Source organism: Tabrizicola sp. T74 (assembly GCF_057219935.1).
Genome location: NZ_JBXVVT010000002.1, coordinates 339,757 through 357,423 on the forward strand (window position 1 = coordinate 339,757; position 17,667 = coordinate 357,423).

The following is a 17,667-nucleotide window of genomic DNA, read 5'->3' on the forward strand; positions in this document are numbered from 1 at the left end:
CACCTTGCCCAAGAAAAAGGAGCCCCCGATGGACCCCGCCACCCTCACCGCCACCGCCCTCACCGCCCTGATCCGCGCACGCCAGATTTCGGCCGAGGAGACGATACGCGCCACCCTCGCCCGGATCGAGCGGCTGAACCCCACCCTCAACGCCATCGTCCAGCGCTGCGACGAGGAGGCCCTGGCCGAGGCCCGCACCATCGACGCCCGGCTCGCTCGCGGAGAGGACCCCGGCCCCCTCGCGGGCGTCCCCGTCACGGTGAAGGTCAACATCGACCAGAAGGGCTACGCCACCACCAACGGCCTGCGCATCCAGGAAAACCTCATCGCGCAGGAAGACAGCCCGCCCGTCGCAAACCTCCGCCGCGCTGGGGCCGTGATCGTCGGACGCACCAACACCCCCGCCTTCTCCCTCCGCTGGTTCACCCGCAATTCGCTGCACGGCGCAACGCGAAACCCAGCCTTCCCCGGCCTCACGCCCGGAGGCTCCTCCGGCGGGGCCGCCTCCGCTGCCGCGGCGGGCATGGGCCCTATCGCCCACGGCACCGACATCGCCGGTTCCATTCGCTACCCCGCCTATGCCTGCGGCATCCATGGGTTGCGCCCGGGCCTTGGCCGCGTCCCCGCGTTCAACGCGACCGCAGGGGACCGGCTGATCGGTGGGCAGTTGATGGCAGTCTCCGGCCCCCTCGCCCGTTCTGCCGCCGACCTCCGCCTGGGCTTGCAGGCACTCTCACAGCCCGACCCACGCGATCCGTGGTGGACCCCCGCCACTCCCGCGCCCTACCCCAAACGCGCGGCGCTCGTACTGACCCCGGACGGCCTGCAGACGGACCCGGCAATCCAGCGGGCCCTGACCGAGGCTGCCCGAACCCTGGAAGCAAACGGGTGGGAGATCGGCACCCCGCCCCTCCCCCCCTTCCGCGAGGCGATGGAGCTGCAACTCACCCTCTGGCTCTCCGAATTCGGCCTGGGTGGAGCCGAGGCCATCGCCCGCGAAGCCGACCCCGACGCGAGCTTCATCCACCGCGAGCTGACCACCCTCGCCCCGGCGCCAACGCTCGAAAGCTTCATGCGCGCGCTGCAATCCCGCGCCCGCCTCGCCCGCCTCTGGCGCCTCTTCTTCGCCGACTGGCCGGTCCTCCTGACCCCGGTCTCCGGCGCACTCCCCTTCCCCGACCACTACGACACCAGCGGCCCCGAAGCCTTCGCCCAGGTCATCGAAGCCCAAATGCCCCAGATCGCCCCGCCCTACATGGGGCTTCCGGGCCTCGCCCTCACCACCGGTCGCACCGCCACCCACCCCATCGGGATCCAGGCCCTCGCCGACCGGGAATGCGAACACATCCTCCTCGACCTGGCCGACCTCCTCGCCCCCGAAATCCCCGCCGCGACCCCTAGGTCGGGCTTCAGACCGACTCCCCTTCAGGCCGCGAGGTGCGCCTCACGGCGCTCGAAATCAACGTAAGCACGCCATCAACCATGCCCTTAACGATTCGTAAACGACCACGAACAAAATATTGATTTCAAAAATTTTCCGGAAAATGTCCACCGTGGACACATCTCAGTGCCGCCCCCCGCAGACCTCGCAGTCCACCCGTTTCTTCACCCCGATCACCCGGGTCTCCATATAGAGCGCATCGTGGATCATCAGCCGCCCGGCCAGCGTCTCTCCTGCCCCGGTGACCCACTTCACCGCCTCCATCGCCATCATGGACCCGATGACCCCCGGCAGCGGCGCCGCCACCCCGGCCTCCGCACAGGTCGGCACCAGACCGGGGGCGGGCTTCACCGGGAAGACGCAGGCGTAGCAGGGGCCGCCCTTCGCCGGATCGAACAGCGACACCTGCCCCTCCCACTGCGTGATCGCCCCGGAAATCAGCGGCACCCCCGCCGCCACGCAAGCCCGGTTGACCAGATACCGGGTGTCGAAATCATCGGTCCCGTCCAGCACCAGATCGTAGTCCCGGACCAGATCGGCCGCGATCTCCTCGGTCAGCTTCCGGTGATAGGGCCGCACCTCGATGAACGGGTTCAACGCCCGCATCGCCACTTCCGCCGAGAAGACCTTCGGCATCCCGATCCGCCCGTCGGTGTGGATCACCTGCCGCTGCAGGTTCGACCCCTCGACCACGTCATGATCGATCACCCCGATCGTCCCCACCCCGGCGGCGGCAAGGTACAACAGGACCGGAGACCCCAGCCCCCCCGCGCCCACGACGAGCACGCGCGCCCCCTTCAGCCGCTTCTGCCCCGGGCCGCCGATCTCACGCAGGATGATGTGGCGGGCATAGCGGTCCAGCTCCGCCTCGCGGAACGTCCCTGAGGGCGGGGCCGCCACCTGCTCCACCCCCTTCCGCCGCCGCAGCGCCCGGAACGCCTCGCGGTAGCCCAGCACCAGAACCGCGAGGAGGCCAAACACCGTCCAGGCCCGGAAATCGCCCCCGACGACCCGAGCGAGGGGGTTCTCGACCTGGCCCGGCAGATGGACCACCATCAGCAAGCCCCACCAGATCGCCGCAAGCACCAGCCACCGGGCACCCCAGTCGCGCCAGCGGCCCAGTGCCCAGAGGCCGGCAAAGCCCAGAAGCCCGATCATCCGCGAAAGCCCGTCGACCCGAACCCGCCCGTCCCCCGCGCTGTCTCGTCCAGCGCCTCGACGACCGCAAAGCCAACCTGCACCACTGGCGCCACCACCACCTGCGCTACCCGATCGCCGTGGCGGATCGTGTAGGGCTCGGTCCCGAGGTTGATCAGCGCCACGCCCAAGGGACCCCGGTAGTCACTGTCGATCGTGCCCGGAGTGTTCGGAACGGTGATGCCATGCTTGGTGGCCAACCCCGACCGGGGCCGCACCTGCATCTCATACCCTTCCGGGATCGCAACCCGAATGCCCGTCGGACAGATCGCCCGCCCCATCGGCGCCAGGGTCAGCCCCGTCTCCCGCGCCTCTGGTGGAAAGTTTGCGCAGAGGTCGGCCCCCGCCGCCCCGGCCGTCTGATAGGCCGGCAAGGGCAGACTGCGGTCGGCCCAGTCTTCCCAAAGAACGCTCACGAGCGGGCGCAACCCATCCCCCATTTCATGTCTCCAAATATCCCCGCCGGAGGCACCTGACTTAGCGCAACGCCTCGGCAATCCGCGCCGCCAGCTTCCGCGCGACCTCGTCCTTGGCCATTCGGGGCCAAGCCTCGGCTCCGGCCTCTGATATCAGCGTGACCGCGTTCTCCGCCCCACCCATTATGCCGGTCGCGGGCGACACATCATTCGCCACGATCCAGTCGCAGCCCTTCCGCGCCCGCTTGGCCGTGGCATGGGCAACCACATCCACCGTCTCGGCGGCAAAGCCCACCACCAGCCGAGGGCGCTTGGACCCCTTCGACACACTCGCAAGGATGTCCGGGTTCTCGGCGAATTCAAGCGCCGGGGTCTTGCCCGACCCGTCCTTCTTCATCTTCTGCGCCGACGCATTGGCCACCCGCCAATCCGCTACCGCCGCCGCCATGACCGCCGCATCGGCGGGCAGGGAAGCGTCGACCGCCGCAGCCATTTCGCGCGCAGTCTCCACCCGAACCACCTCGACCCCTGACGGCGGAGCTACAGTCGCAGGTCCCGTCACGAAGGTCACCCGCGCGCCGAGGTCCCGCAAGGCCGCCGCCAATGCGGTACCCTGAGCCCCCGAGGACCGGTTGGCGATATAGCGGACCGGATCAATCGGTTCATGCGTCGGGCCCGAGGTCACCAGCACATGCTTGCCCGCCAAGGGCCCGCCGCCGAGGGCCAAGTCGATTGCCGCTACGATCTCCAGCGGTTCGGCCATCCGGCCCTCGCCGGCCTCACCGCTTTCGGCCATCTCGCCCTTGTTCGGGCCGACAAAGCGCACGCCGTCCGCCTGCAGCTGCGCATGGTTGCGCCGCGTGGCCGGGTGCGCCCACATCGCGGGGTTCATTGCCGGGGCCATCAACACCGGCTTGTCGGTCGCCAGCAGCACTGCCCCCGCCAGGTCCCCGGCCAGCCCCTGTGCCGTCTTGGCCATCAGGTCCGCCGTCGCCGGGGCGACCACGATCAGGTCAGCCTCGCGCGCCAGACGGATATGGCCCACGTCCTGTTCGTCCTGCCGGTCGAAAAGATCGGTGAACACATGGTCCGCCGTCAGCGCGCCCACCGACAGCGGCGTGATGAACTGCTGCGCCGCTCCGGTCATCACCGCCCGAACCGAAGCCCCGCGTTCGCGCAAGCGGCGGATCAGGTCCAGCGCCTTGTAGGCCGCGATGCCGCCACCGATGATCAGAAGAATGCGCCTGTCCGCCAGCATCACCGGCTCCCACCTGTCAGGTCACAAGGTGTAGGGTCACCGACCGGCAAACTCAACACCCGCCCGCAGGCAACGGACCTTCTACTGTGCAAGCCGCCCGTCCACCCGGCGGTCAGGCCAGGAAGTGGCGGACCTCGCGCGACTGGCCTTCCAGGTTCTTGCGCATCTTGGCAAAGGCCGCTGCTTCCAGCTGGCGCACGCGTTCTTTCGACAGGCCCAACTCTTCGCCAAGCGACTCCAGCGTCCGGCCCTCGTCCTTCAACTTGCGCTCCGAGACGATGTAACGCTCACGCGGGTTCAGCCCCATCAGCGCCCGGGTCAACCAGCTGCGCAAAAGCTCGGCATCATGCGCGCCTTCGACCGCTTCCGCAGCCTGGGTACCATCGTCCTCCAGCGCGTCGATCCATTCGCGGCCATCCTCGTCGCTGCTTTGCGTGGCGTTCAGCGACAGGTCGGAGCCCGACAGACGGCCCTCCATCATCTCGACATCGCCCACCGGCACGCCAAGCTCGGCCGCGACCAGGTGACGCAAGCGGAACGGATCAATCGCCTCGCCCCGTTCGGCGGCCTCACGCTCCAGCTTCGCCTGCACGCGGCGCAGGTTGAAGAACAGCGATTTCTGCGCCGAGGTCGATCCGGTGCGCACCATCGACCAGTTGCGCATCACATAGTCCTGGATCGAGGCCTTGATCCACCAGACCGCGTAAGTCGAAAACCGCACGCCCCGGTCGGGATCGAACTTGTCGGCCGCCTTCATCAGGCCCAGCGAGGCCTCCTGGATCAGATCGTTCATCGGTGCGCCATAGCGACGGAACTTGGCGGCCATGCTGATTGCCAGGCGCATGTAGGCGGTGATCAGCCGGTGCAGCGCACGTTCGTCGCGCAGGTCCCGCCAGGCACGGGCAAGGCGCAGCTCTGTTTCGGCGTCCAGAAGCTCTGCCTTCATCGCTTGGCGCGACATGCTCAGGTCGGTATATCCGTCAAGTGCCATGGCAACCTCCAGACCCTGTCGTGGCGTTCTCGCCGTTCTTGAACCTTCTACGGAGCCCGCCGTTGACCGGATCACTTTCGCCTCTCACTCTGGTTGTTGGCGGGGCGCGGTCCGGGAAATCCGCCTTTGCCGAGGCCCTGGTCACCGCGTCGGGCCGACCGCGCCGCTATATCGCGACAGCCGAGGCCTGGGATGACGAGATGCGCCAGCGGATCGCCCAACACCAACGCGACCGGGGCGGCGACTGGATCACCGTCGAGGCGCCGCTTGACCTGCCCGAAGCCCTGGACAATGCCCGCGCGGAGGAGGTCGTGCTGGTCGACTGCGCTACATTGTGGCTGACCAACCACTTGCTGGCCGATCACGACATCGCCGCCGAAACCGAACGGCTGCTCCATGCGCTGGAGGCCTGCCCTGCCCCGGTCCTTGTCGTCAGTAACGAAACCGGATGGGGCATAGTTCCCGAAAATGCGCTGGCCCGGCGGTTTCGTGACGAGCAGGGCCGCCTGAACCAACGCCTGGCGCGGCAGGCGGGCCTGGTGGTGACGGTGATCGCGGGGCTGCCGATGGTGCTGAAGGGCAGCCTGCCGTGACCCGCTTCTGGCTGGTCCGCCATGGGCCGACGCATGCCAAGACCATGACCGGCTGGACCGACCTGCCGGCCGATCTGTCGGACAGTGCCGCGCTCGCTCGGCTTTCGGCCCATCTGCCTGCCGAGGCTCCGGTCATTTCATCTGACCTCTCCCGCGCCGTGGCGACGGCTGATGCGCTGGGTGTCCGCCCGCGCCTGCCGGATGACCCGGCCCTGCGGGAAATCCATTTCGGCGCCTGGGAAACCCGCGCCTTCGCCGAGATCGAGGCCGAGACGCCCGACCTGATCCGCGCCTTCTGGGAAACCCCGGGCGAGGTGCGCCCCCCGGGCGGGGAAAGCTGGAACGACCTTGCTGCCCGGACCTGGGCGGCACTTGACCGGCTGCAGGGCCCGCCCGACCTGATCGTCGTCGCGCATTTCGGCCCGATCCTGGCTGCCGTCCAGCGCGCCGAAGATCTTTCCCCCGAAGCGGTCTTCGCGCACCGGATCGACAACCTCTCAGTCACCAGCCTGACCTTCGGCCCGCCGCCAAAGGTCTTCGCGATCAATCACCAACCGTGATTGCCGACGGCACAAATCGTCGTTTCCCTTTCCCGCCTGCCCGGGGTTCAATCGCCGCCGAAAGGACAATAGACATGACCTATGACCTCGTGATCGGCGACCGCGGCTATTCCAGCTGGAGCCTGCGCGGCTGGCTTCTCTTCGACGCTTTCGGCATTCCGGTGAAGACCCATTCCGCCCGGCTTTACACCGATGAACTGCCCACCCTCTTGAAGGACTACTTCCCGGCCCGGACCGCGCCGACCATGCGGACGCCAGAGGGCTCGGTGGTCCCGGAAACCATCGCCATCGCCGAGGAACTGGCCACCCGCCACCCGGAAGCCGGTCTCTGGCCGCAAAATCCCCACGCCCGGGCCACTGCCCGGGTCCTCGCCGCCGAAATGCACGCCGGGTTCACCAGCCTGCGCAGCTATTGCCCGATGAACCTGCGCGTCAGCTATACCGACTGCCAGCCCCCGCCCGAGGTGCTGGCCGATCTTGCCCGGCTTGAAACCCTTTGGGCTTGGGCGCGTGAGACGACGCGGTCCACCACCCCCTGGCTCTGCGGCGCCTATTCCGCAGCCGATGCCTTCTTTGCCCCGGTGGCCACCCGGATCGCCACCTACAACCTGCCCGTCGGGCCCGAGGCGATGGTCTATGTCAACGCCCACCTTGCGCACCCGAGCTTCCGGCGCTGGCGCGCGATGGGTCTGGTCGATGGGGCGGACCAGGACTTCTACCGCCGCGACTATCCTCGTCGTGACTGGCCCGGCCCGGTCCCGCTGCCCGCCAAGGCGGTGGACTGCGTCGATACCGTGAACCAAAGCTGCCCCTATTCCGGCAAGCCCGTCACCCTTGCACTGGAACTGTACGGACGCCGCTTCGGCTTCTGCAACGCCTTCTGCCGCGACAAGACCGTGGCCGATGCCGAAGCCTGGCCGAAGTTCATGGCGCTTTACCATTCGTAAACCATTCCGCCCTACCCGTTAACCAAGATGAATCGGGTGGGGCGCATGGGACGGTCCAGAACAGCACAACAGATTTTCTGTCCCCAAGTATCCCCGCCGGAGGCACGCCCGAGCCGGTTGCGCGTCCTTCACGCGCAAAGGCGAGACAAAAGGCTCGCGCGGAACGCGCTCGATTTCATAGCCGCCCCGACCCTCAGGCGCTCCGCATGACTGCCCGCGCCTATACCGTTGCCTTCGAAGGAGTCGAGGCCCGCCTGGTCGAAGTGCAATGCGCCGTCTCGCCCGGATCGCCCACCTTTACGCTCGTCGGCCTGCCCGACAAGGCGGTGACCGAGGCGAAGGAACGCGTGCGAGCCGCGCTGCAGGCCTTGTCCATCGCGCTTCCGGCCAAGCGCATCACTGTCAACCTTTCACCCGCCGACCTGCCCAAGGAAGGCTCGCATTTCGACCTGCCGATCGCGATCGCGCTGCTGGCCGCGCTGGACATCATTCCGCGCGAGGATGTCGAAGGCACGGTCGCGCTCGGGGAACTGTCGCTCGACGGTCGCCTCATCGCCGTAGCCGGGGCCCTTCCCGCCGCAATGGCCGCCGCCGTGGAAGACCGGGGCCTTCTCTGCCCAAAGGCCTGCGGGGCCGAGGCCGCCTGGGTCGGCGCGACCACGGTCCTCGCCGCCGCTTCACTGGAAGAGGTTCTGCACCACTACACCGGCCGCACGCCCCTGGTCCCGGCCGAGGCCGGCGAGGTCACCCGCACCGCCGCCCCGCGCGACTTTCGCGAGGTGAAGGGACAGGAACGCGCCAAGCGCGCGCTGGAGATCGCCGCCGCCGGGCGGCACCACCTGTTCATGGTCGGCACGCCGGGATCGGGCAAGTCCATGCTGGCCGCGCGCCTGCCCGGCATCCTGCCACCGCTTTCCGCCCCGGAAGCCCTTGAAACCTCGATGATTCATTCGCTCGCGGGCCTTCTGACCGAAGGCGGCATTTCGCGCGACAGACCGTTCCGCGAACCGCACCACACCGCCTCGATGGCTGCCATTGTCGGCGGTGGCCGCGGCGCCAAACCGGGAGAGATCTCGCTCGCCCACAATGGCGTGCTGTTCCTGGATGAGTTTCCCGAATTTCCGCGCATGGTCCTGGACACGCTGCGCCAGCCGATCGAGACCGGAACGGTGATGGTTGCTCGGGCCAATGCCCATATCCGCTATCCCTGCCGGTTCCTGCTGGTCGCTGCAGCCAATCCCTGCAAATGCGGCTACCTGTCGGACCCGTCCCGCGCTTGCGGGCGCGCGCCCCTGTGCGGCGAGGATTACCTTGGCCGCATTTCCGGACCACTGATCGACCGGTTCGACCTGCGTGTCGAGGTGCCGCCGGTCGCTTTTGCCGACCTTGACCTGCCGGCCTCTGGCGAAAGCTCGGCCAGCATTGCCGCCCGGGTGGCCGAGGCCCGCGACCGGCAGTCCGCCCGTTTTGCGGCCGCGCCCGGTCTGCGGGTGAACGCTGACCTGGAAGGCGCGGCGCTGGAGGACCACGCCGCCCCCGACAGCGAGGGCAAGGAGCTGATCAGCCGGGTTGCCGAACGCATGGGCCTGTCAGCACGCGGGTATCACCGGGTCTTGCGGGTCGCGCGCACCATCGCCGATCTGGATGCCAGTGCAACTGTCCGCAAGCCGCACATTGCCGAGGCAATCAGTTTCCGGCTGTCCTCGGCGGTGGGTGGACTATAGGTCTGGTGAGCGGTTGGCCCGCGGGCTGAGGGGCCGAGGTTTCGTTTGCCAAGGACGGCTCGATTATCGCGGCTCTTGCCATGGCCAACTTTCGAGCTGCACTTCGTCGCGATGGCCGGCGGCGTGTGAGCGCACTGGACAGCTCAAGTCAGGACAGGCGCTTGGCGGGCGGGCGAGACAACTTTGTCCCGAAGCTCGCAGCGCCCACGATGTCCGATCTGTCGGCAGACCAGGGACCTTTCGACAGCTTGGCCACCGTCGGTGACAGTCAAGCGTCAGGTCGAAAAGACCCGCGACAGCGGTTCTGCAACGCCGGATGCGCCGGTGTCGATCCAACGCCCGATGCTCTTAGAACAGGTCAACTTCACCCATAGTCTCCTGATCGCCCGGCCCGCCGCGAGGACGGCCGATCAGAGCGTCGGCCAGGGCACGCAAGCCCATGGCGTGAATGGAGTGGGAAATGTCCACGGAGATGTCGCTATCGACCGATTGGGCAACCTCGGCCATGAAGGTCGCCAATTCGATGGCCAGCTGCGCCAGGTGATCCAGCCGCTGTATGGGCGCCGAAAGACGCTCCAATCCGTCGACGCCTTCCGAAAGGATGATGCCGACCTGCTTTTCGACTTCCACCGCCGCTGAGGCAAGCAACAGCATCTCGGCGGAAACGTTCTTGAGCAGGACCGGGAGAGGGATCTGATCCGCTTGGGAAATGACTGACATGGACTACAGCGGCCCCACGACGGCCTGTATGCAGGCCTTCAGCTGGGCGGTGCTGAACGGCTTCTGGATATAGTTGTTCATCCCCCTGGCCTTTCCGGCTTCCATGATCTCGGGGGTCATGCGCCCGCTGACTAGGATGAAGCCGATGCGCGCCGTGATCTTGTTCTCGCGCAGCGACTTGAGCAGATCGAGGCCCGTCATCCCCGGCATGTTGTAGTCCGAGATCACCAGATGGACCGGCTTTGCCACCAGTGAACGCAGCGCATCCGCCCCATCCGTGCGAAAGTCGATCTTTTTGATTCCCATCTCTTCCAGGGCCATGATGATCAGGCCCCGGCTGGTTGCCATGTCGTCGACCACCATGATGGACAGGCTTTCCTTCAGCGCCATTTCGCTCTCCTATACCTCAATCTGCAAATCTGCCGGATTGCCATGCTCATGGTTCGCGGCGGTAGATGGTCTTGCCGACGATCGTGAATCTTGACCGCAGGGACGGCGACATTCGCTCGGTATGGCCAATGAACAGATACCCGTCCGGATGCAGCACATTGCTGAAGGCGGACCAGATCTGCTCCTGCGTGTCTTCATGCATGTAGATCGCCACATTGCGGCAGAAGATGACGTCGAACCGGCCCTGGAACGGCCAGGTGTCGATCAGGTTCAAGCGTCGGAAGGTCACCAGAGAGCGAACCTTCGGCTTCGGGGACCATAGCTCGGCGGGCTTGACGCAGTCGAACCCGCCGTCGATCAGCGGCTGCGGCACCTCGCGCAGGCTGTTCACCCCATAGGTTCCAGCTTCGGCGCGGGCCAGCACATCACGATCAACGTCGGTTGCTAGGATCTTCACGTCGTGCGAAGCAGCATCGGGAAAGGCCTTCAGAAGGCAAAGTGCGATGCTGTAGGCCTCCTCACCGGTGGAACATCCGGCGGACCATATGCGCACCCGCTGTCCCGTCCGCGCGCGTTCGATGAGCCTGGGCAGGACCTCGGTCTCGAGAAAGTCGAAATGGTGGCTTTCGCGATAGAAGTGGGTGGTGTTGGTGGTCAGCGCCGAAACGAACCGGTCCCGCTCTTCGGTTTCGGCAGTGTTGAGCACGCGGTCAAGGTATGCCTCGAAGGTGTCGAGATTTAGTTCGATGACCCGCGCGGCAAGGCGGGCATAGACCATCCTGTCGCTTGATTCGGTCAGCTGGATGCCGGTCAACTGATGCAGCAGGCTGGAAATCCTGGCGAAGTCCGCCGGTGTGTACGTCACCTTCATCTGATCGCGCCGTTCCGACCGGACAGGAGTGGCCACCGCGGTCATGGACGGGTCTCCCGCGCGGCGGCCCGCGGCAGGACGGCACAGACGTCGATCAGCCGCAGCATGCGCTGGTCGATCGCGATGACCCCCTCGATGAAGGCGCGAGTGAGGTCAGAGGAGACCGACGGTGTCGGCTGCACCACCTTGCGATCGACGCTCAGGATATCCGACACGGAATCCACCAGGAAGCCGACCGTCTGGTTTTCGACCACGCAGATGACGATCACATGTCGGTCGTCAGGAGTGATCGGATCAAGCCCCATCCGAGCGGCAAGATCCATGATGGGTACGACCGCACCACGCAGGTTGATCACCCCAAGAATGAAGGGCGGCGCATGCGGCAGGACGGTGGCAGGCGTCCAGCCACGGATTTCCCGGACAGCCATGATGTCCACGCAGAAATCCTGACCACCCACACGGAAACTGACCAACTCGCGCTCGTCAGCATTTATTGCTTCTGCGACTGCAGACGACATGTCAAACCTCCTCGGGAACTGGAATTGCCGCCAGCGTCAGAGGGCGATGCCGGTGCTGAGCGGTTTCGTCTGGATCTATGATGAGAGCGATCTTGCCATCGCCCAGGATGGTTGCGGCCGCAACGCCGGGCACACGCCCGTAGTTGGACTCCAGGCCCTTGATGACGACCTGCCGCTGGTCATGAATGCGGTCGACCGCCAGTGCCCAGCGATCATGTTGGCCGGATTCCACCAGGATCAGGACCATTCTCGAATAGTCGCTGACCGCGGACCGATAACCGTAGGTTGCGGCAAGATCGATGATGGGCACGAAAGTCTGACGCACGGCCACCACGACACCCGCAGAGGCAAGGTGATGGATGTCGGTTGCAGAAGGTCGCAGGGTCTCGATGATCGCCGTGATCGGCACCACCATGGTCTGGCCAGCAACATCGACGACCATGCCATCCAGCACCGCAAGGGTCAGGGGCAGGCTGATCGACAGGGTTGTGCCCTTGCCCGGCACCGAAAGGATGTTCACCCGCCCCCCCAGCGCCTGAATTGCCGAACGGACGACGTCCATGCCGACGCCACGCCCCGACAGGTCAGTGACCTTCTCTGCCGTCGAGAAACCGGGCAGGAACAGGAGCTGGTCGATCGCGTTGTCGTCAAGCGTGGCGTCGGCAGTGATCAGGCCCTTGTCGATGGCGATCTGCTTCACCTTGGGCCGGTTGATGCCGGCGCCGTCATCTGAAACCTCGATCAGAACCCTGCCGGACCGATGCGCTGCGGACAGGCGCACGCAACCCGCTTCGGGCTTTCCGGCCGCCAGTCGTGCGGCTGGGGTTTCGAGCCCATGATCGACGGCATTGCGGATGATATGGGTCAAGGGATCGACCAGGCGCTCGATCACCGTCTTGTCCACCTCAACCGCTTCGCCCTCGGTCTCGAAGCTGACGTTCTTCCCCGCCAGGTCCGATGCTTCCCGGACAATGCGCGCCATGCGCTGGAACAGCGGCTTCACCGACTGGGCGCGAATGGCCATGACATTTTCCTGCAACTCGCGGGCAAGATTGCGAAACTCGTTCAGTCCGGTCCCGAGGTCGCTCTGCCCCGAAAGTCCGGCATCTTGCGCCCATTGCGCAAGCACCGCCTGGTTGATGACCAGTTCGCCCACGATGTTGATCAGGCGGTCGACCAGCTCCAGGTCGACGCGCACCGATCCCTTCTGCCCACCGCCTTGCGTTGCTGGACCTGCCTTTGCGGCCACCTTCGCAGCGGATTGCCCCGCCGTTGCGACAGGCGTCGCGGGATCCGGCAACTCAACGTCAGCGGCGTCGGCAGCATCTGCCGGTTCCGGAAATGGCTCTTCGTCGCCAGGCAGCATCGTGATCTCCAGGCTACAAAGCTCTTCGACGAACTCGAAGACTTCCTGCACTGCTTCCATCGGCTCAGCCGTTGTCAGGGCAAGATCCCAAGTCAGGTAGGGCTCCGACCAGTCCATGTCGGCGAAGTCGGGCAAGGCGGAAGTGTCGACTTGGGCTGACAGGGTGCCCATGTCCTCAAGCGCACGGAAAAGAAGGACCGGGTCGTTGCCCACGGCATGGAGTTGCCGCGTCGGCGCCAGCTTGATGCTGTAGGTACACGTTGCCCCGGACTCCGCGCCGAAGTCGAATGCCATCGCGATCGGCTGAAAGCCATCAGTGTCCGCCGGCTGCTCCACGACCACATCTGCCTTGGCTGGGGCCTTCGGCCTGGGCGCAGCCAACTGCTCCAGTCGCTTCAACAGTTCGAGGCCTGCACCGCTATTCGGCTCGACATCGTCGCGCGCCGCGGCCACCAGGTCCGCAAGATAGTCGGCGGAGCGCAGCGAAACGCGGATGATCTCGGACGAGAGGGTAAGCCGACCGGATCGGACCTCATCAAGCACCGTCTCGAATTGATGTGCAAAGCGGACCAGTGCTTCCAGACCGAAGGCAGCAGCGCCGCCCTTGATGGAATGCACCGCGCGGAAGACGGCGTTGACAACCTCGGAATCGGCAGAGCCGGTCTCGGCTTGCCCGGCGAGTTCGGCCAACCCGTCATCCAGGGTTTCCAGAAGCTCTTCGCATTCCTGAAAGAATGTCTGACGAATGTCGCTGGCTGTGCTCATCGTGACCTCAATGTGCAGCGATGCGGCGGATGGCCGACACCAGTTTCAGATCGTCGAACGGCTTGACGATCCAGCCGGTCGCGCCGCTTTTCCGGGCGCGCTCCTTGAGGTCCGGAGCGCTTTCGGTCGTCAGGACCAGGATCGGCAAGGCGGAACACGCCGTACCGGCGCGCACCGCCTCGATCACGCCGAAGCCATCCAACCGGGGCATGTTGATGTCGGTGATGATGACATTCGGCTGGACTTCCGCGAGCTTGTCCAGCCCGTCCTGGCCGTCGACCGCCAAGTGCACGTCGAAACCGGCATTGGTGAGGGTTTCGCGGAGCATCTCGCGGATGGTTCGGGAATCGTCAATTGCAAGCACAGTCAGCATCATTCAACCTCGGCAGAATTCGGGAAGGCGCCTTGCAGACCCAGGCGGTTCAGGTCGTCACGCAGGGCCGGCGAAGCAGTCAAAGTCCAGGCATGGCCTGCAGCTTCCCAGGCGCGCATCGATGCAAGCAGGACTTGCGCGGCAAGTGCACCGCACAGGGCGACGGCGGCACCATCGACGTGGACGGCTGCACCCCGCAACTGGCCGAGACGCTCGTAGAGCTCTCGGGTGGCGGCGAAATCCAGACGCTCGGCCAGCAGGACGGTGGAGCCCGTTTCCAGCCTCTGCGGCTGATCACCAGAGCTGGCGCCGTCGGCGCGAATGGGATCGGCGCTAGAAGAACGTGACATCGTTGTCGCTCCTCGATTGATCGCGTGGCGGCGGAACCGTGCTCAACTCGTTCGTCTGCACGATCATCTGCTGGGCATAGCCCGTGGTCGGCGTGTAGCGGACGCGCCGGGCGAAAGTTCCCCCGAGGCTCTGCGCCACGCAGGGGATGCCTTCGTTTGCAAGGAACTCCAGCGCGAAGCGGGCGTTCGCTTCGCCGATCCGACCGAAGCCATCGCTCATCATGGCGCCGCCGAACAGCTTTGCTGACAGTCGGTTCTTGTTTGCCCCCATTTTCAGGAGACCGTTGATCAGAAGCTCCATCGCATAAAGTCCGTAGCGGATCGACTGGCTGTCGCCTGAACCGTTGCCGGGAAGCAGGAAGTGGTTCATGCCGCCCACCCCAGCAACAGGGTCGCTGATGCAGGTGGATACGCAGGAGCCGAGGATCGTGGTGAGGATCGTGTTCTCACGGTCGGATACGACGTAGTCGCCCTGCACGACGTGGACGTAGGTCACCGCGTCTCGAGTTCGGATGTCAGTCTGGCCTGTCAAGGTTGGATCCATTCTTGCATTGCGGTGTCTCGGGGAATGGCAGGCCGTGCTGGCGGCCTGCTTTTGGCTGGCTTAGAAATCTTCCCAGCCTGCCGCATCCGCCTTGATCGCGACTGCGGCATTGCCCCGGCTCTGGACCGCCGTTCCTGGCGCAGGCGCCGGTTTGGCGGCTTTGGTGGACCTGTCCGAACGGAAGGAAAGAACCGTCTCGGGCGCCGAGGTTGCACCGACCTTGAAATGGGACACAGTGGCAACCAGCGCGACGGCATCCTGCGTCAGTCCCTCGCTTGCGGCCGTGGTTTCCTCCAGCCGGGCGGCATTCTGCTGCGTGGACTGATCGAGTTGGGTCACTGCGCTGTTGATTTCGACCAGGTTGGCCGACTGCTGGCGCGAGGCGACGGCAATGTCGGAAACGAGCTCTGCAATCTCCGAAACCGATCCGGCGATCTGCTTCAGCGCATCTCCGGTCTTGTCCACCAGGGCGACGCCGCGGCGGACCTGGCTGGCGCTGTTGGCGATCAAATCGTTGATCTCGCGCGCTGCATCCGACGAGCGTTGCGCAAGTGCCCGCACTTCCGAGGCGACGACAGCGAAGCCGCGACCGGCATCCCCGGCGCGCGCGGCCTCGACGCCTGCGTTCAGCGCCAGAAGGTTGGTTTGGAAGGCGATGTCGTCGATGACCTTGATGATCGAGGTGATGCGTTCCGACGAACTTGCGATCTGGTCCATGGCCGAGACCGTTTCAACCACGACCTTGCTGCTGCTCTCGGCGCTGGCCTTGGCGTTCGAAACGGCCTGGTCGGCACGTTCAGCCCCGTCGGCAGTCGCCTTGACCGAGTCGGTCAACATATCCAGCGCCGCAGCGGTCTGCTCGAGCGTCGCCGCTGTGCTTTCGGTCCGGCGCGACAGCCCGTCGGCGGTGGAACTGATGTCGCGGGCCTCGTTGCTGATGTTTTCCGCGTTCTTCAGGATCGCGCTCATCGCCATCGCCATGTTGTTGACGGTATTGTTGAAATCCTGACGAAGCTCTTCGTAGTTGCCCGCGAAGGGCTCGTCGATCCGCGCGGTCAGGTCGCCCGCGTTCAGCTTGCGCAGACCCAGACGCAAGGCCTCGACCACGTTAGACTGCTGCTTTTCTGCTTCGGCGCGCTGAAGCCGTGCCGCTGCAATCTCGGCCTCTGACCGCGTGACATCCTTGCCGAGAAGCAGGATCCGGATCGGGCGACCCTCGTGATCCTTCACGCAGCCAAGGCTGCCGTCGATGATGGCAAGATCGCTGGTGCCCCGGGCCATGCGCATGGTCCCAAAGTAGCTCTGGCCCAGGGCGGCCGCCTTCAAGATCTCGGGCACCGAGACCTCTTCGCCCGCTTCATTTCCTGCGCCGACAAGGAGTTCCGCCAGCGGACGATGCTTCATCGTCTCGGCCGAGGCGGCAAGCGATGCAAAGAAGGGACCGTTCGCGGACAGCAGAACACCGTCCATGCCGAACTCTGCCTTGATCTGGCTGGATTCGATTGCCTGGATGACGGCCGCATTCAGCCAGCTTGCGGTGACATCCGTCCATTCCATGACGTAGCCCACCACTTTGCCCTCGGCATCGCGGATGGCTGAGGCGGACAGCGACAGCCTTGCATTGCCCAGCTTCACGATGGTGCTGAAGGTCCCGCCGGCCACGGCCTGCATCTCTTTCGTGGCGCGACCGTGCTGGGCGACGGTGTGGAACCGCGCGACCGACAGCCCCTCCAGGTTCTCGGGGTCGAACTCTGGAACCCGTTCGCGGAGGGCAGCGAGATGGGTCCGGAACAGCTCCACCATCTTCACGTTGAAATGGGTGACCACCATGTTCAGATCCACCAGCAGCATGGCCGCGGAAGACCCCATGAATGCTGCGCCTTTCAGGGTGTTCTCAAATTCGGCGCCTTGCGCCTGCACCAGGGTGTCACGCAGGTCGCCCAGCGACACGGCGATCGATCCAAGCTCGTCCTTGCGGGTCTGCATCGGGATGTCCACCAGATAATCCCGACGCCCAAGATGCTGGATCACCGCCTGCAGACGCTTGAGCGGATTTGCAATCACCCGGTTCAGGAAGACCATGTTGACCAGCACCGCGAGCGCTAGCACGCCAAGTGCAATCAACAGGGCCGTTGTCTTGTTCCCGTTTGCAACGGCGAGCAACGGCGCACTTGTCCACCGTGTCGCAACCGCGCCGATGAGTTCCCCGGATTCGCCAAAGTGCGCGGGAGCGGCCACGATGAAGCCATCGCTGCTTTGCGTCAGCTGCCCCAAACTGAGCGCGCGTCGGGCGTATTCCAGCAGCTCCGCATCCTGACCATTGGCACCGTCCCCGACAATCTCGCCGTCAAGCCCGACCGCAACCGCCGCTGTCGAGCTGCCCTCCGAATGCTTCATCAAGCCAACAAAAAGTTCGTCGACCTTGTCACCGCGGCCGAACCGAATGCTGGCAGCGGCATCATCCGCCAGTCCTTGGGTTTCCGACTGGGCCCGGTGGAGGACGATGTCTTCGATCATCTGTTCGGACTGAATCCACATCTTGGAAGTCAGCGCGCCCGTGACGAGGGCGGTCAGAAGAACTGCAATCCCGGTGAGCTTTACAAAGATCGAGTTCAGTCGCGAAATTCTGTGTTGCGTCTGCAT

18 protein-coding genes are annotated in these 17,667 nt (G+C 65.3%); 5 read left to right on the plus strand and 13 right to left on the minus strand.

Translation table 11 applies throughout. The features are described 5' to 3' along the window. The first annotated feature begins 28 nt into the window (after positions 1 to 28). Positions 29 to 1,468 carry an amidase gene (locus tag AC2EAL_RS08375; protein ID WP_484723739.1) on the plus strand — a complete coding sequence of 480 codons (1,440 nt, stop codon included), beginning with the start codon at positions 29 to 31 and terminating at the stop codon, positions 1,466 to 1,468. A 96-nt stretch (positions 1,469 to 1,564) separates the two neighbouring features. On the opposite strand, the gene AC2EAL_RS08380 is transcribed toward AC2EAL_RS08375, so the two are convergent. The 4 genes from AC2EAL_RS08380 to AC2EAL_RS08395 form a co-directional block, all read right to left on the minus strand. Next, positions 1,565 to 2,599: a HesA/MoeB/ThiF family protein gene (locus AC2EAL_RS08380; RefSeq protein WP_484723740.1), complete on the minus strand. Its 1,035-nt coding sequence runs from the start codon at positions 2,597 to 2,599 to the stop codon at positions 1,565 to 1,567. Further along, positions 2,596 to 3,066, minus strand: coding sequence for a dUTP diphosphatase (dut, locus tag AC2EAL_RS08385; RefSeq protein WP_484723741.1), 471 nt, complete (start codon positions 3,064 to 3,066; stop codon positions 2,596 to 2,598). The genes AC2EAL_RS08380 and dut overlap by 4 nt, the downstream gene beginning before the upstream one ends. Positions 3,067 to 3,115: 49 nt before the next feature. Further along, positions 3,116 to 4,312, minus strand: a complete 1,197-nt coding sequence (gene coaBC, locus AC2EAL_RS08390; RefSeq protein WP_484723742.1) for a bifunctional phosphopantothenoylcysteine decarboxylase/phosphopantothenate--cysteine ligase CoaBC — start codon at positions 4,310 to 4,312, stop codon at positions 3,116 to 3,118. A 112-nt stretch (positions 4,313 to 4,424) separates the two neighbouring features. Further along, positions 4,425 to 5,303, minus strand: coding sequence for an RNA polymerase factor sigma-32 (locus tag AC2EAL_RS08395; RefSeq protein WP_484723743.1), 879 nt, complete (start codon positions 5,301 to 5,303; stop codon positions 4,425 to 4,427). Positions 5,304 to 5,365: 62 nt separating this feature from the next. Here AC2EAL_RS08395 and cobU point away from each other — a divergent pair, with 62 nt between their 5' ends. The 4 genes from cobU (at position 5,366) to AC2EAL_RS08415 (ending at position 9,127) form a co-directional block, all read left to right on the plus strand. Beyond that, entirely contained in the window at positions 5,366 to 5,896 is a 531-nt protein-coding gene (gene cobU / locus AC2EAL_RS08400; protein ID WP_484723744.1) for a bifunctional adenosylcobinamide kinase/adenosylcobinamide-phosphate guanylyltransferase, read from the plus strand. After that, positions 5,893 to 6,456 carry a histidine phosphatase family protein gene (locus AC2EAL_RS08405; protein WP_484723745.1) on the plus strand — a complete coding sequence of 188 codons (564 nt, stop codon included), beginning with the start codon at positions 5,893 to 5,895 and terminating at the stop codon, positions 6,454 to 6,456. Before cobU ends, AC2EAL_RS08405 begins: the two co-directional genes overlap by 4 nt. 74 nt (positions 6,457 to 6,530) lie before the next feature. Next, positions 6,531 to 7,403 carry a glutathione S-transferase gene (locus AC2EAL_RS08410; protein ID WP_484723746.1) on the plus strand — a complete coding sequence of 291 codons (873 nt, stop codon included), beginning with the start codon at positions 6,531 to 6,533 and terminating at the stop codon, positions 7,401 to 7,403. 206 nt (positions 7,404 to 7,609) lie between these two features. Beyond that, positions 7,610 to 9,127, plus strand: coding sequence for a YifB family Mg chelatase-like AAA ATPase (locus tag AC2EAL_RS08415; RefSeq protein WP_484723747.1), 1,518 nt, complete (start codon positions 7,610 to 7,612; stop codon positions 9,125 to 9,127). Positions 9,128 to 9,475: 348 nt separating this feature from the next. Here the strand turns inward: AC2EAL_RS08415 and AC2EAL_RS08420 are convergent, their stop codons facing one another. From AC2EAL_RS08420 to AC2EAL_RS08460, 9 genes are all read right to left on the minus strand, one after another. Continuing rightward, complete coding sequence (locus AC2EAL_RS08420) at positions 9,476 to 9,847, minus strand: hypothetical protein (protein WP_484723748.1); 372 nt, start codon at positions 9,845 to 9,847, stop codon at positions 9,476 to 9,478. A 3-nt stretch (positions 9,848 to 9,850) separates the two neighbouring features. Then, on the minus strand, positions 9,851 to 10,237 hold the full coding sequence (locus AC2EAL_RS08425) for a response regulator (protein ID WP_484723749.1): 387 nt from the start codon (positions 10,235 to 10,237) through the stop codon (positions 9,851 to 9,853). Between the two features lie 46 nt (positions 10,238 to 10,283). After that, positions 10,284 to 11,153 carry a CheR family methyltransferase gene (locus tag AC2EAL_RS08430; RefSeq protein ID WP_484723750.1) on the minus strand — a complete coding sequence of 290 codons (870 nt, stop codon included), beginning with the start codon at positions 11,151 to 11,153 and terminating at the stop codon, positions 10,284 to 10,286. Next, positions 11,150 to 11,626, minus strand: coding sequence for a chemotaxis protein CheW (locus AC2EAL_RS08435; RefSeq protein ID WP_484723751.1), 477 nt, complete (start codon positions 11,624 to 11,626; stop codon positions 11,150 to 11,152). Before AC2EAL_RS08435 ends, AC2EAL_RS08430 begins: the two co-directional genes overlap by 4 nt. A 1-nt stretch (position 11,627) precedes the next feature. Beyond that, positions 11,628 to 13,757, minus strand: coding sequence for a chemotaxis protein CheA (locus AC2EAL_RS08440; RefSeq protein ID WP_484723752.1), 2,130 nt, complete (start codon positions 13,755 to 13,757; stop codon positions 11,628 to 11,630). Positions 13,758 to 13,764: 7 nt separating this feature from the next. Next, positions 13,765 to 14,133 carry a response regulator gene (locus AC2EAL_RS08445; protein WP_484723753.1) on the minus strand — a complete coding sequence of 123 codons (369 nt, stop codon included), beginning with the start codon at positions 14,131 to 14,133 and terminating at the stop codon, positions 13,765 to 13,767. Then, the gene (locus tag AC2EAL_RS08450; RefSeq protein ID WP_484723754.1) at positions 14,130 to 14,480 is read right to left on the minus strand and encodes an STAS domain-containing protein; all 351 of its coding nucleotides are present in this window, start codon (positions 14,478 to 14,480) and stop codon (positions 14,130 to 14,132) included. The genes AC2EAL_RS08445 and AC2EAL_RS08450 overlap by 4 nt, the downstream gene beginning before the upstream one ends. After that, positions 14,464 to 14,976, minus strand: a complete 513-nt coding sequence (locus tag AC2EAL_RS08455) for a chemotaxis protein CheD (RefSeq protein ID WP_484723755.1) — start codon at positions 14,974 to 14,976, stop codon at positions 14,464 to 14,466. The genes AC2EAL_RS08450 and AC2EAL_RS08455 overlap by 17 nt, the downstream gene beginning before the upstream one ends. 108 nt (positions 14,977 to 15,084) lie before the next feature. Then, positions 15,085 to 17,667 carry a methyl-accepting chemotaxis protein gene (locus tag AC2EAL_RS08460; protein ID WP_484723756.1) on the minus strand — a complete coding sequence of 861 codons (2,583 nt, stop codon included), beginning with the start codon at positions 17,665 to 17,667 and terminating at the stop codon, positions 15,085 to 15,087.